The 12,863-nt window shown below is 71.6% G+C and carries 14 protein-coding genes; 5 read left to right on the top strand and 9 right to left on the bottom strand.

Going from position 1 to position 12,863, the window contains the following annotated elements:
* Positions 1 to 28 precede the first annotated feature (28 nt).
* A complete protein-coding gene (nadA, locus tag HC362_RS24530) occupies positions 29 to 1,207 on the bottom strand; it encodes a quinolinate synthase NadA (RefSeq protein ID WP_243086295.1) in 1,179 nt (392 codons plus the stop codon).
* A 260-nt stretch (positions 1,208 to 1,467) separates the two neighbouring features.
* Between nadA and HC362_RS24525 the strand changes: the two genes are divergently transcribed.
* Entirely contained in the window at positions 1,468 to 1,821 is a 354-nt protein-coding gene (locus tag HC362_RS24525) for an iron-sulfur cluster assembly accessory protein (protein WP_114017239.1), read from the top strand.
* Positions 1,822 to 1,969: 148 nt separating this feature from the next.
* Here HC362_RS24525 and HC362_RS24520 read toward each other — a convergent pair whose 3' ends face one another.
* Both HC362_RS24520 and HC362_RS24515 read right to left on the bottom strand, forming a co-directional pair.
* Positions 1,970 to 3,355 carry a hypothetical protein gene (locus tag HC362_RS24520; RefSeq protein WP_243086293.1) on the bottom strand — a complete coding sequence of 462 codons (1,386 nt, stop codon included), beginning with the start codon at positions 3,353 to 3,355 and terminating at the stop codon, positions 1,970 to 1,972.
* A 144-nt stretch (positions 3,356 to 3,499) separates the two neighbouring features.
* Positions 3,500 to 3,712, bottom strand: coding sequence for a hypothetical protein (locus HC362_RS24515; protein WP_243086291.1), 213 nt, complete (start codon positions 3,710 to 3,712; stop codon positions 3,500 to 3,502).
* Between the two features lie 162 nt (positions 3,713 to 3,874).
* Between HC362_RS24515 and HC362_RS24510 the strand changes: the two genes are divergently transcribed.
* Complete coding sequence (locus HC362_RS24510) at positions 3,875 to 4,849, top strand: carbohydrate kinase family protein (RefSeq protein WP_243086289.1); 975 nt, start codon at positions 3,875 to 3,877, stop codon at positions 4,847 to 4,849.
* A 355-nt stretch (positions 4,850 to 5,204) separates the two neighbouring features.
* Here the strand turns inward: HC362_RS24510 and HC362_RS24505 are convergent, their stop codons facing one another.
* The 5 genes from HC362_RS24505 to HC362_RS24485 all read right to left on the bottom strand — a co-directional run bounded on the left by HC362_RS24505 (position 5,205) and on the right by HC362_RS24485 (position 9,767).
* A complete protein-coding gene (locus HC362_RS24505; RefSeq protein WP_243083959.1) occupies positions 5,205 to 6,164 on the bottom strand; it encodes an IS481 family transposase in 960 nt (319 codons plus the stop codon).
* 272 nt (positions 6,165 to 6,436) lie between these two features.
* Complete coding sequence (locus HC362_RS24500) at positions 6,437 to 7,123, bottom strand: response regulator transcription factor (RefSeq protein ID WP_243086287.1); 687 nt, start codon at positions 7,121 to 7,123, stop codon at positions 6,437 to 6,439.
* Complete coding sequence (locus tag HC362_RS24495) at positions 7,120 to 8,457, bottom strand: histidine kinase (protein ID WP_243086286.1); 1,338 nt, start codon at positions 8,455 to 8,457, stop codon at positions 7,120 to 7,122. Before HC362_RS24495 ends, HC362_RS24500 begins: the two co-directional genes overlap by 4 nt.
* Positions 8,458 to 8,656: 199 nt before the next feature.
* Positions 8,657 to 8,935: a hypothetical protein gene (locus HC362_RS24490; protein ID WP_243086284.1), complete on the bottom strand. Its 279-nt coding sequence runs from the start codon at positions 8,933 to 8,935 to the stop codon at positions 8,657 to 8,659.
* A gap of 46 nt (positions 8,936 to 8,981) precedes the next feature.
* Entirely contained in the window at positions 8,982 to 9,767 is a 786-nt protein-coding gene (locus tag HC362_RS24485; RefSeq protein ID WP_243086283.1) for a PspA/IM30 family protein, read from the bottom strand.
* Between the two features lie 251 nt (positions 9,768 to 10,018).
* Between HC362_RS24485 and HC362_RS24480 the strand changes: the two genes are divergently transcribed.
* Together HC362_RS24480 and HC362_RS24475 are read left to right on the top strand one after the other, a co-directional pair.
* Entirely contained in the window at positions 10,019 to 10,621 is a 603-nt protein-coding gene (locus HC362_RS24480; RefSeq protein WP_243086282.1) for a DUF3043 domain-containing protein, read from the top strand.
* Positions 10,618 to 11,292: a methyltransferase domain-containing protein gene (locus HC362_RS24475; protein WP_279240185.1), complete on the top strand. Its 675-nt coding sequence runs from the start codon at positions 10,618 to 10,620 to the stop codon at positions 11,290 to 11,292. Before HC362_RS24480 ends, HC362_RS24475 begins: the two co-directional genes overlap by 4 nt.
* A gap of 42 nt (positions 11,293 to 11,334) precedes the next feature.
* Here the strand turns inward: HC362_RS24475 and HC362_RS24470 are convergent, their stop codons facing one another.
* The gene (locus HC362_RS24470) at positions 11,335 to 11,544 is read right to left on the bottom strand and encodes a hypothetical protein (RefSeq protein ID WP_243086278.1); all 210 of its coding nucleotides are present in this window, start codon (positions 11,542 to 11,544) and stop codon (positions 11,335 to 11,337) included.
* A gap of 84 nt (positions 11,545 to 11,628) precedes the next feature.
* Here HC362_RS24470 and HC362_RS24465 point away from each other — a divergent pair, with 84 nt between their 5' ends.
* Positions 11,629 to 12,846 carry a bifunctional adenosylcobinamide kinase/adenosylcobinamide-phosphate guanylyltransferase gene (locus HC362_RS24465; RefSeq protein WP_243086276.1) on the top strand — a complete coding sequence of 406 codons (1,218 nt, stop codon included), beginning with the start codon at positions 11,629 to 11,631 and terminating at the stop codon, positions 12,844 to 12,846.
* Positions 12,847 to 12,863: the final 17 nt, after the last annotated feature.

The raw sequence follows: 12,863 nt of genomic DNA, 5'->3' as shown, positions 1-12,863 counted from the left end.
TCCCTCGGGCCCTGACGGGGCGCGTCTCTTACGGCAGGGCCAGCATCCGCTCCAGGGCCAGCTTGGCGTACTTCTCCGTCTCCGCGTCGACCTCGATCCGGTTGACGACCGTGCCGTCGGCCAGTGACTCCAGCGCCCACACCAGGTGCGGCAGGTCGATGCGGTTCATCGTCGAGCAGAAGCAGACGGTGCGGTCGAGGAAGACGATCTCCTTGTCCTCGGCCGCGAAGCGGTTGGCCAGCCGCCGTACGAGGTTGAGTTCGGTGCCGATCGCCCACTTGGAGCCGCGGGGCGCCGCTTCCAGGGTCTTGATGATGTATTCGGTCGAGCCGACCTGGTCGGCGGCCGCGACCACCTCGTGCTTGCACTCGGGGTGCACCAGCACGTTGACGCCGGGGATGCGCTCGCGCACCTCGCGCACCGAGTCCAGCGAGAAGCGGCCGTGCACGGAGCAGTGGCCGCGCCACAGGATCATCTTGGCGTCGCGGAGCTGCTGGGCGGTCAGGCCGCCGTTGGGCTTGTGCGGGTTGTAGACGACGCAGTCGTCCAGCGTCAGGCCCATGTCGCGGACAGCGGTGTTGCGGCCGAGGTGCTGGTCGGGGAGGAACAGCACCTTCTCCCTCTCGCTGAAGGCCCACTCCAGGGCGCGCTTGGCGTTGGAGGAGGTGCATATGGTGCCGCCGTGCCGGCCGGTGAAGGCCTTGATGTCGGCGGAGGAGTTCATGTACGAGACGGGCACGGTCGCCTCGGCGACACCGGCCTCGGTGAGAACGTCCCAGCACTCGGCCACCTGTTCGGCGCTGGCCATGTCCGCCATCGAACAGCCGGCCGCCAGGTCGGGCAGCACGACCTGCTGGGCCTCAGAGGTGAGGATGTCGGCGGACTCGGCCATGAAGTGCACGCCGCAGAAGACGATGTACTCGGCCTCCGGGCGGGCCGCGGCGTCCCGGGCCAGCTTGAAGGAGTCACCGGTCACATCGGCGAACTCGATGACCTCGTCGCGCTGGTAGTGGTGGCCGAGCACGAAGACGCGGTCGCCGAGCTTCTCCTTCGCGGCGCGCGCACGAGCCACCAGGTCCGGGTCGGAGGGGGCGGGAAGGTCGCCGGGGCACTCGACTCCGCGCTCGCTCTTCGGGTCGGCCTCGCGGCCGAGCAGCAGCAGAGCGAGCGGGGTCGGCTGTACGTCCAGCGGCTGGGCGGCACTCACAGGACCAGCCCTTTCTCTAGCTCGGTCGACGCTCGGAGGCTGCTTGGCGAGGCGGCTCCGCGTCGGATTCTCGTCTAAGTGACGTTATCTATCATAACCGCTTCACGTCAGTTTGACGATGGCCATCGCGTCGATGTGACGCATTCCCACCCGCTTCGGCGGTGTGCGAGCATGAAGTGACTACTCCTGGAATGAATCCGGGATGCCGTCGGTTGAGCTGACGGTAAGAGAGCAGTCCGTACAACCCGGGAGAGAAGCAGATGTCCGTTTCGGACGAGACCGCTGTAAGCGAGGGCATCATCCTGTCCGACGCCGCCGCCGCGAAGGTCAAGAGCCTGCTGGAGCAGGAGGGCCGCGACGACCTGGCGTTGCGCGTCGCCGTCCAGCCGGGTGGCTGCTCCGGCCTGCGGTACCAGCTCTTCTTCGACGAGCGCTCGCTCGACGGCGACGTGGTCAAGGACTTCGACGGCGTCAAGGTCGTCACCGACCGGATGAGCGCCCCCTACCTCGGCGGTGCGTCGATCGACTTCGTCGACACCATCGAGAAGCAGGGCTTCACCATTGACAACCCGAACGCCACGGGGTCGTGTGCGTGCGGTGACTCCTTCAACTGAGTCGCCGACCCCGTTGCGGGTTCCCGCCGTAGCGGGATGAGGTCATTGCGCCGGCACATGACAAGGGCGGCGGACTCCCCCCACCAGGAGTCCGCCGCCCTTGTCGTTCCAGGGGCGGCGCCACAGCGTCACGCGGCGGCGGCCCGGATCACTTGCGGGGCAGCTTCTCGCCGTCCCGCGCGTCGACCACCTTGCGGTCGCCCAGCTTCTCGTCGAGCTTCACCTCGGCGGTCTGCCGCTTGGCGATCTTGACGCAGATGTTCTTGCCCTTGCCGTCCTTCGGCTTGGCGTCGATCTTGACCTTCACCTTGGAGCCGGACTCCTCGGCCGTGGCCTTGTAGGTGTCGCACACCCCGCCCCAGAAGGACAGCTTCAGCGTGCGGCCCTCCACCTGGTACGACTCGATGGCCTGGGTGGACTTCCTGCCGCCCGCACCCACGTCGCCGCTGCCCGGCTTCGCGGGGTGCCCCGAGGTCTTCGAGGGCTTGAGGTACTCCGGCTTCACGGCCGGATGGGTGATCTTCATATCGCCGCCGCCGGGCCGCTCGACCTCGTATATCCACGCCGGGACGAGCAGCGGCCTGCCGTGCGAGCGCTCCAGCGAGAGCCCGAAGGCCGCGTCGCCGATCTTCGTCGGCTCGTTGTCCCGCTCCCCCTCGCGCCCGTGGCCGCCGCGCGACTGGCTCGCCTTGTTCAGCTGGTCGAGCGTCGCGGTGGCGCTCTGCACCGGGTAGACCTCGCCCTTGCGGGTCTTGTTCCAGCTCCCCTGCGCCCGGGTGACGGAGCCCCTGTCGTCCACCACGAAGGTGCTGTCCCAGCCGTGTGTGGGCACCCCGTCCACCCTGGGGGAGGCGGTGACGGTGCGGGTGCCGCCGACCGGCGACCCGGCGTCCAGCTCGGCGTCCTGGAGCCCCAGAGCGCGCAGCGCGGGGCGTACGGCGTCCTTCGCCTTCTCGGCGGACAGCGGCTTGCCGCCCGGTGCCGGGTCGGGGTCGGCGTCCAGCGGGACGGTCTCGCCGCTCTGGTACGTCCACGCGCCGCCCGCGGCCCCGCGCTCGGCGGTCAGCCTGGGGCCCTTGCCCTGGCCGCCGCCCGCCTGCCAGCGGCCCTCCCGGGCCTTGACCGGACCCTCGACCTTCAGCGCCTCGGCGAGCTTCGCCGCCTGCGCCCGGCTCACATCGTGCCCGGGGATGCGGACAGCCGCCGACTTCGGCCCGTCCGGGAGGTCCCCGTCGGCGCGGTAGCCGCGCGGCCCCATGGGCTCACCGGGCGCGATGCCCTTGCCGCTGTCCCGCGCCGAGGTGGCGGTGCCGTCCAGCGCCAGCTTCGACGGGCTGTCGCCCTGCCCTTCGCCGGCCGCGCTGCCGGTGTCGCCCGACTCGGACCCACCATCGGAAGAGGCGACGGAGGCCCAGTACGCGCCGCCCCCGCCGGCCAGCAGGACCGCGGCGGCCACGGCGGCGACGGAGAGCTGCCGCCGCCTGCTCCGGGGCGCCGGTGGGCCCTCGGTCTCGGGGGACTGGTCTGTACTCACCGAAAACTCCTTTGGCTCCGCGTCCACGAGACCCCTGCGGGAGGGATTCTTCTCCTGCCCCTCCCCCGCCGGGGGACATCAGTGGGACGGGGCCCGGAAGCGGACGGTTCCCGCGCGACGCGCTCCGTGACAGAAGCGGGCCGCTCAGTCGCCGTACTCGGACATCCCGTCCAGGAGCCGTGCGGACCGAACCGGAACCCGCACGCCGTGCAGCACGGCCGGGCGCGCCGGGTGCCGCTCCTCGGACTTTCCGGACGGAACCGTCCAGTGCGGGACCATCCGCGCGCAGTCGCCGAGCAGTTGCTCCATCGACTCGGGCTCGGCGTACTCGGCTCGGAAAGGCGCTGTTTTCCCCATGAGGATCACGCTACGCATCGGATGAGCTGCCCGGAAGACCCTACTATGAGGTAGTTGTGTCCTGTTCGACTCCGCGGGCCCAGCGGGTAGCGTGGCGCACGCCTTTCCCTCGTGCGCTGGACGTACGGGGGTACCCGATGTCTCTCAGGAGCAGAATTCGTCGTGCGTATCGCAGTCTGCGGGTCCATCGCAAACGACCACCTGATGACCTTTCCGGGGCGCTTCTCCGACCAACTGGTCGCCGACCAGTTGCACACGGTCTCGCTCTCCTTCCTCGTCGACCGCCTCGACATCCGCCGCGGCGGAGTCGGCGCCAACATCGCCTTCGGCATGGGCCAACTCGGCGCCCGGCCCATCCTCGTCGGCGCGGCGGGAGAGGACTTCGACGAGTACCGAGTCTGGCTCGAACGGCACGGAGTCGACACCGAGTCCGTGCACATCTCCGAGGTCGCACACACCGCACGATTCGTCTGCACCACGGACGCGGACAACAACCAGATCGGCTCCTTCTACACCGGAGCCATGAGCGAGGCGCGGAACATCGAGATCCAGCACGTCGCCGACCGCGTCGGCCGGCTCGACCTCGTGCTCATCGGAGCCGACGACCCCGAAGGCATGCTCCGCCACACCGAGGAGTGCCGCACCAGGGGCATCCCGTTCGCCGCCGACTACTCCCAGCAGATCGCCCGCATGGACGGCGAGGGCATCCGCGAGCTGACCGACGGCGCCGCCTACCTCTTCTCGAACGAGTACGAGAAGGAGCTGATCGAGAACAAGACCGGCTGGAGCGACGAGGAGGTGCTCCAGCGCGTCGGCACCCGCGTCACCACCCTCGGCAAGAAGGGAGCCCGGATCGACCGGGCCGGTGAGGAGTCGATCTTTGTCGGCGTCGCCGAGGAGAAGCAGAAGGCCGACCCCACCGGGGTCGGTGACGCCTTCCGCGCGGGGTTCCTCTCCGGTCTGGCCTGGGGGGTCAGCCTGGAGCGGGCCGCGCAGGTCGGGTGCATGCTGGCGACTCTGGTCGTCGAGACCGTCGGGACCCAGGAGTACGAGTTGAAGCGGGTCCATTTCATGGAGCGCTTCACGAAGGCCTACGGCCATGATGCCGCCACCGAAGTTCAGGCCCACCTGAACTGAGGCCTCTGGGGTGGGGGCCGCTTCCATTGGCTGAGGGCTCAGCCCTCTGACCCTCTTCCGTTTATGGGGGCTCCGCCCCCAAACCCCCGGGTCCTCGCCGGACGGGCGTTGGGGGGCTCCGCCCCCCAACAGCCCCCCGCTACGGGGGCTTCGCCCCCCTAGGAGCCCCCTTCCGCAACAGCACAATCCGGTAGACGTTCCCTGGTTCCGGCTCACGCCCCAGGCCCTTGGACCTGTCGGTGACTCCCGCAGGGTCGTCACCGGCCGGTCCAAGGACCCGCACCACTGAGGGGGTGCTCTTTGCGTCGATGGGGTGATCCCAGGGGGCAGGGGGGTCCTAGGGGGCGAAGCCCACCTAGCTGTGTTGTTCGGGGAGGTTGGTGACGCGGCTGGCGGGGGTTTGGCCTTTGATGCCGGTGTGGGGTCGGTGGTGGTTGTACCAGTCGAGCCAGCCGGGAAACGCTGCTTGTCGTTCGGTTTCTGAGGTGTAGGGCCGCTGGTAGGCCCATTCTTCGAGCAGGGTGCGGTGGAAGCGTTCGACTTTGCCGTTGGTCTGGGGGCGCCAGGGGCGGGTGTAGCGGGGGCGGATGCCCAGGTCGTGGCAGGTGGTCTTCCAGGTTTTCTGGGTGTAGGCCCAGGCGTTGTCGGTCAGGACCCGTTCGATGGTGATGCCGTGGCGTGCGAACCAGGCGGTGGCCCGTCGGAGGAAGGCGGCGCAGGTGGGGGCCTTCTCATCGGGCAGGTTCTCGGTGTAGGCGAGGCGGGAGTGGTCGTCCAGGGCGGTGTGGAGGCAGGCGTATCCCTTTCCGTGGCGGCGGTCCTTGTTCGGGCTGTCGGCCCGGCCGTGGACCTTGTGGCCGCCGCCGTCGGGGATACGGCCGAGTTTCTTGACATCGATATGGACGAGTTCGCCGGGGCGGGAGCGTTCGTAGCGGCGGACGGGCTCGCCGGTGGCCCGGTCCAGGGCGGCCAGGGGAGGCATGCCGCAGCGGGCCAGGATGCGGTGGCAGGTGGAGGCGGCCGGCCCGGTGCGGGCGGCCAGGCGCAGGGGCCCGATACGGTGCTCGCGGCGCATGCGCACCACCTGCGCTTCTGTGGCGGGCGGGGTCTGTCCAGGGCAGTGACGCGGACGGCTGGAGCGGTCGTACAAGCCGGCCTCTCCCCGCTGCCGGTAGCGGGAAGCCCACCGGGCAGCGGTGGTGTGACTGACCTGGAAACGTTCGGCAGCCTGGCGCAGCGGCCAGCCCTCCTCCACGACACAGCGAGCCAGACGCAGACGCCCGGTCGGGGTCAGCGGGGCATTACGGTGGATCACGAGGGCCTCCTGCACTCGGCGGTAGATGTCGCAATCCACACCGAGCCAGAAGGCCCTCACCCCGTTCAAGGACCACCCACAGCGTGTCACCTGTCACCAACCTCCCCGAACAACACACCTAGCGGGGGCCGTTGGGTGGGGGTCCCCCGGACGGAGTCTGGGGGAGGAGCCCCCCGACACGACCACTCGGCGGCGAGCCGGGACACAAACGGGGCGTGCGTCCACAACCGGGGGCACCCCGAAGCGGCGTCAGCGCGCAGAATGTACGCCGCTCAGAGAGCCGGCCGCACCAGGCCGCTCTCGTAGGCGGCCACCACCAACTGCGCCCGGTCGCGGGCGCCGAGCTTGGCCATGGTGCGGTTGACGTGTGTCTTTATGGTGAGCGGGCTGACGTCGAGCCGTTCGCCTATCTCGTCGTTGGAGAGTCCGGCGGCCACCTGGGTGAGCACCTCGCGCTCGCGCGCTGTCAGCGCCTCCAGCCGGGCCGGGCCGCTCCCCTTGACTCCGGCACCCTCCGGGTCCGAACTGCCGCCCTGGGCGAGGAACCTGGCTATCAGGCCCTTGGTCGCGAGCGGGGACAGCAGGGCCTCGCCCTTGGCGGCCGTCCGGATCGCGGAGAGGAGTTCGCCGGGCTCTGCGCCCTTGCCGAGGAACCCGGAGGCACCGGCGCGCAGCGCGCCGACCACGTACTCGTCCACCTCGAAGGTGGTGAGGATGACGACCTTGACGTCGGCCAGCGCGGGGTCGGCGCTGATGGCGCGGGTGGCGGCCAGCCCGTCGGTGCCCGGCATCCGGATGTCCATCAGGACCACGTCGGCGCCCTTCTCCCGCACCAGGGCCACGGCCTCCTGCCCGTCGGCCGCCTCGCCCACGACCTCCATATCGGCCTCGGAGTCGACCAGCACCCGGAACGCGCTGCGCAGCAACGCCTGGTCGTCGGCGAGTACGACACGGATCATGCGGGGGTCTCCTTCCGGGGCGCCGAGCTCTCCAGCGGCAACCGTACGCGGACCCGGAACCCGCCGCCGGGGAGCGGCCCCGTCTCGCAGGCGCCGTGCAGCGCGGCGGCCCGCTCCCGCATCCCGACCAGGCCGTGGCCGCCGTTGCCGCCGCCCTCGCCGCGCCGCGCTCCGTCGTCCCCTTCGGGACCGGATTCCGTGGGGCCCTCGGCGAGGGTGTCGGCGTCGTCCGGGACGGTGTGGGTGGTGCCCGCGCCGTCGTCGATGACGACGATCTCCAGCGCCCGCGCGTCCCGGCGTATCCGCACCTCGGCGTGGGCGCCGATGCCCGCGTGCTTCTGCACGTTGGTGAGGGCTTCCTGGACGACGCGGTAGGCGGTCAGGTCCACGGCCGAGGACAGCGGCGGCGCCCCGCCGGGCGGCGGCGCCTCCACGTCGACGGACATCCCGGCGTGCCGGAAGCCGTCCACCAGGTCGTCCAGCACCTCCAGGCCGGGCGCGGGCTCGGTGGGTGCGGTGCTCTCCCCGGACTGGCGCAGCAGTCCCACGGTGGTCTGCAGCTCGGCCAGGGCGTGCCTGCTGGCTTCCCGGACGTGCGCGAGGGCCTGTTTGGCCTGGTCGGGGCGTTGGTCCATGACGTGGGACGCCACTCCGGCCTGGACGTTGACCAGCGCGATGTGGTGGGCGACGACATCGTGCAGTTCGCGGGCGATGCGCATACGCTCCTCCGCGACGCGGCGCCTGGCCTCCTCCTCGCGGGTGCGTTCGGCGCGCTCGGCCCGCTCCCGGATGGCGTCGACGAAGGCCCGCCGGTTGCGTACGGCCTCGCCGACGGCGGCGGCCAGCGCGGTCCAGGCGAAGATGCCGAGGTTCTCCTGCGCGTACCAGGGGCGGGCCCCGAAGAGCATGCCGGCGCCGGTGAGCACTCCGACGGCCAGGGCGCCGACCCGCCAGCTGGTGCGGCGGTCGGTGGTGTTGCTGACGGTGTAGAGCGCGATGACGGCGGCCGAGACGAGCGGCGCCTCCGGCGCCGAGCCCGCGCGGGGCGTGTCCCCCGCGACGAGGGCGACGACGGAGATCAGGCCGGTCACCAGCAGTACCGGCATCGGAGCGCGGCGGCGCAGCGCCAGCACCCCGCAGGAGAGCGCGGCCAGCAGCACGGTCTGGCCGGTGATCTCACGCTCGGCGAACTGCGGCTGACCGTCCGGCCCGTGCGGCTCCGTGGCGGCGCCGAGGAGGATGCAGCAGAACGTCCCCGCGGCGATGAGGGCGTCGACCGCATGGGGATGCGCGCGGAGTCGCTCGCGGATGTCGCGGAGTGTCACGGCAGGCACCGTATGCCCGGCTCTCCTGGGATGTGTGCGTCGTGATCTGCTCTCGCAGGTCGCGTTGGGCGGGTCGTGCGGTCGTGCGGGGCGTTCGGTCGTGCGGGCTGTGTCGTTCGGTCGTGCGGGGCTGTGCGTACGGGTGGTGCCCGCCGGGGGTGCGGGTGGGGGGTGGCGAGGAGCGCGCTGTCCGGGGCGCGGGGCCGGGCTAGCCGGGGATGAGTCCGTCGTCGCCGAGCATCTCCCGTACCTCGTCCAGGCTCGCGTCGGGCGCGGGCAGGATCAGCTCGGAGGGTTCGAGCGCGTCGTCGGGCAGTGGCCTGCCCATCCTGCGGACGGCTTCCAGCAGCGCGTAGAGGGTACGGCGGAAGCCGGCCTCGTCGCCGCTCTCCATCTCCTGGAGCAGTTCGTCGTCGAGCTTGTTGAGCTCGACGACGTGGCTGTCGTCCAGTTCGACCTGGCCTTCGCCCATGATCCGTACGATCATGCCGTTCTCCTCCTCCGGCTGCGGGGGGATACCGCTGCGGCCCCGTTCACTCCTTGTTGAACTTGGGCGCTTCCTGCTGGCCGTTCGCCTGGCCTTCCTGACCCTGGCCCCCCTCGATGGCCTGCTGGCCACCGCCGCTGCCGCCGGCCAGCTCCGCCTTCATCCGCTGAAGCTCCAGCTCCACGTCGCTGCCGCCCGAGAGGCGGTCGAGCTCGGCGGTGATGTCGTCCTTGGCCATGCCGGAGGGGTCGTCCAGCGCGCCGGAGGCCAGCAGCTCGTCGATGGCACCGGAGCGGGCCTGGAGCTGGGCCGTCTTGTCCTCCGCCCGCTGGATGGCCATACCGACGTCGCCCATCTCCTCCGAGATGCCGGAGAACGCCTCGCCGATCCGGGTCTGTGCCTGGGCCGCCGTGTAGGTGGCCTTGATGGTCTCCTTCTTGGTGCGGAACGCGTCCACCTTGGCCTGGAGGCGCTGCGCCGCCAGCGTCAGCTTCTCCTCCTCGCCCTGCAGGGTCTGGTGCTGCCCCTCCAGGTCGGTGACCTGCTGCTGGAGCGCCGCCCTGCGGGAGAGCGCCTCGCGGGCCAGGTCCTCCCGGCCCAGCGCGAGCGCCTTCTTGCCCTGTTCCTCCAGTTTCGAGGACTGCCCCTGCAGCTGGGTCATCTGCAGCTCCAGGCGCTTCCGGGAGGTCGCGACGTCCGCGACGCCCCTGCGCACCTTCTGCAACAGCTCCAGCTGCTTCTGGTAGGAGTAGTCGAGCGTCTCACGCGGGTCCTCAGCCCGGTCCAGGGCCTTGTTGGCCTTCGCGCGGAAGATCATCCCCATACGCTTCATGACACCGCTCATGGGCCTCGCGCGCCCCCTTCGTAACGGACTCAAGCCCTCGGCAACCTACAGACCCCAGAGTACGGGGCTGTCTTCCATTACCGCACCGTTCGGGCACGGATGCGCTCCTCCTCGAGGACGATCAGCCGCCCGCCCTCTCCGGCGCAGGGAGTAGGCATCCGGTCACCGTTGGGATCGGTGCTCCGGCCCATTCCCCTGGGGGCTGGGGCCCACTCTCCCGCACACCGTACTCTTGAGATGTGTTCCGTAGCCGTTCGACGAAATCAGGGCAGGCCGACTCACCTCAGGTGACGGCGGCCGAGCCCAGGCAGCCGCGCGACCCGCAAGCCCCCAAGGGTCGCCCCACCCCCAAGCGCAACGAGGCACGCGGCCCGCGCCGCCCGATGGCCGCCACAGGCCCGCAGAGCCGCAAGGACGCGGCCAAGCGGCAGCGGGAGGCCCGCAGGGCCGCGCTGGCCAAGCAGCGCGAGGCGCTGGCCAGCGGGGACGAGCGCCACCTGCCCGCACGGGACAAGGGCCCGGTGCGGCGGCTGGCGCGCGACTTCGTGGACTCGCGCTTCAGCGTCGCGGAGTTCTTCCTGCCGCTCGCCGTGATCATCCTTGTGCTGAGCATGCTGCCCTCGCTCCAGCTGAAGAACATCTCGCTGCTGCTGTGGCTCGTGGTGATCCTGCTGATCGTCGTCGACTCGATCGGCATCTCGGTACGGCTCAAGAAGAAGATCCGCGAGCGCTACCCGGACGAGAACCGCCGGGGCGCCATCGCCTACGCGCTGATGCGGACTCTTCAGATGCGCCGCATGCGCCTGCCCAAGCCGCAGGTGGCGCGCGGCGAGAAGCCCTGACCCGGCAGGAGCTGGTCGCCCGGCAGCTCGAGGAGCGGATCTCCGCGCACTTCGAGGTGGGGCGCCGGCTCCGAGTACTGGACGCCGGGATGGGCGACGGCGCGCAGGCGCTGCGGCTGGCCCGGGCCGGCCACGAGGTGACGGGCCTGGAGGCCGAGCCCGCGCGGCTGGCCGCGGTGGAGGCGGCGCTGGGCCACGAGCCCGAGGGCATCCGCGCGCGCTTCCGCACCATGGCCGGCGGCGGCCAGGACACCGGGGCGCACTTCCTGCCCGGCACCTTCGACGTGGTGCTCGGCCACGACGTGCTCGACCGGACACCTGACCCGGACAGCACGCTCGCCGGGCTCGCCCGGGTGCTGGACGCGGGAGGGCTGCTCTCGCTGGTGGTGCCCAATGTGGCGGCACGCGCGATGCGCCCCGGGCTGGCCGGCGACTGGGACGGCGCGCACGCCGCCCTGGTGACGGAACCGGCCGAGGGCGACCGCTTCCTGCGGCTGGAGTCGCTGACCTCGTTCCTCGCCCGGATCGGGGTGCCCATGGAGCGCTGGTACGGCGTGGGCGTCTTCGCCGGTGAGGGCGAGGAAGCACTGGACGTGGAGGAGAGGGCCTGCCGCATGGACCCCTACCGGGGCGTGGCCGAGTCGCTGCACCTGTTCGGGGTACGGGGGTAACGCCCGCCCCGCACGGCAAGGGGCACCCTCTCCCCCAGGAAGTCACTCCGTGGCGGAGTGCAGGCTCATCGGCCCGTAGACGGTGCTCCCGTCCTCCTGGAGGGTCACCTGATCGGTTCCGCCCTCCAGGAGCTCCCGCCACACCTCTCCGAGCCATGACTCGGCGTCCGACTGGGTGGGGAACTCCTCGGGCTGTACGGCCGGTTCCGTCTCGGTGCCGTCGGCCTTCTCGAACCGCCACGTCCACGCCATCAGTGCCTCCGTAAGATCGCCGGTTGCTCCCGGAAGCGTAGTCCCCTGTGCGCACCCGGTGGCAGGTCACGAGACGATCAGAGGGTGGAACTGACACTGCTCGGCACCGGCGAGCCCGCCGGTCTCCCCCGTCCCGACTGCCCCTGCGCGCGCTGCGCCGCCGCGAGCGGCCCGGAGGCGCGGGCCGCCACGGCACTGCTGGTGGACAGCACCCTGCTGCTCGACCTGACCCCCGGGCCCGCCTTCGCCGCAGCGCGGGCGGGCCAGTCGCTCAGCGGCGTACGGCAGGTGCTGCTCACCCATCCGCACGACGGGCCCGCGCTGGAGGTGCCCGCGGGGCTGCCTGCACCCGTTCGGGTGCCGGAGCGGCAGGAGCTGGCGCTGATCAGCGGGCACCGGGTGCGGGCGCTGGCGCTGGACTCGCCCGGCACCGGCTATCTGGTGGCCGGACCGGGCGGCGAGCGGCTGCTGTACCTGCCGCCGGGCGCCGCGCTCGCCGGGGCGGGCGAGCGTGGGGCCGGGCACGGCGGCCCCTACGACGTGGCGCTGCTGGACGTCGCCGGGCGGCCCGACGCGCTGGCCCGGCTGCGGGAGGCCGGCCTGGTGGGCGCGGCCACCGATGTGCTCGCCGTCCACCTCGGGCACGACGTGCCACCGGGTCCCGAGCTGCACCGGCGGCTGGCGGCGGCCGGTGCGCGGGCCGTTCCGGACGGTACGACGCTCACCGTCGGCGAGTTCCACGGCGGGGTGGACGTCTCCGAGCCCCCGCGCCGCACGCTGGTGCTGGGCGGGGCCCGCTCGGGCAAGTCCGTCGAGGCCGAGCGGCGGCTGGCCGCGTTCCCCGGGGTGGTCTACGTGGCCACCGGCGGCACCCGCGACGGTGACCCCGAGTGGGCGGCGCGGGTGGCCGAGCACCGTGAGCGGCGGCCCGCCTCCTGGCGTACCGAGGAGACCTGCGACCTGGTGCCGCTGCTGGAGCAGGAAGGGCCGCCGCTGCTGATCGACTGTCTGGCGCTGTGGCTGACCCACGCCATGGACGAGGTGGGCGCCTGGGACGACGAGCGGTGGGAGCGGGGCGGTGCCGCCGAGCTGGCCGCGCGGGTGCGGGCGCTCGTGGCGGCCGTACGAGGCACGCGGCGGCGGCTGGTCGCGGTCAGCAACGAGGTGGGCTCCGGGGTGGTGCCCGCCACCCCCGCCGGGCGGCGCTTCCGCGACGAACTGGGCCGCCTGAACGCGGCGTTCGCCGCTGAGTGCGAGCATGTGCTGCTGACGGTCGCGGGCGTGGCGGTACCACTGCGGTGAGAGGGTGCGGGCCCTTC

The organism is Streptomyces sp. 891-h, from assembly GCF_022760275.1.
Lineage (GTDB): Bacteria > Actinomycetota > Actinomycetes > Streptomycetales > Streptomycetaceae > Streptomyces > Streptomyces spirodelae.
The sequence above is the reverse complement of the archived record's forward strand: the minus strand, read 5'-3'. Positions and strand labels throughout refer to the sequence as shown.

Excerpts from the sequence above, each read along its gene's own strand:
- HC362_RS24490 (WP_243086284.1), bottom strand. The coding sequence starts at position 8,935 with ATGATCGTACGGATCATGGGCGAAGGCCAGGTCGAACTGGACGACAGC.
- HC362_RS24515 (WP_243086291.1), bottom strand. The coding sequence starts at position 3,712 with ATGGGGAAAACAGCGCCTTTCCGAGCCGAGTACGCCGAGCCCGAGTCG.
- HC362_RS24525 (WP_114017239.1), top strand. The coding sequence starts at position 1,468 with ATGTCCGTTTCGGACGAGACCGCTGTAAGCGAGGGCATCATCCTGTCC.
- HC362_RS24470 (WP_243086278.1), bottom strand. The coding sequence starts at position 11,544 with ATGGCGTGGACGTGGCGGTTCGAGAAGGCCGACGGCACCGAGACGGAA.
- HC362_RS24485 (WP_243086283.1), bottom strand. The coding sequence starts at position 9,767 with ATGAAGCGTATGGGGATGATCTTCCGCGCGAAGGCCAACAAGGCCCTG.
- HC362_RS24500 (WP_243086287.1), bottom strand. The coding sequence starts at position 7,123 with ATGATCCGTGTCGTACTCGCCGACGACCAGGCGTTGCTGCGCAGCGCG.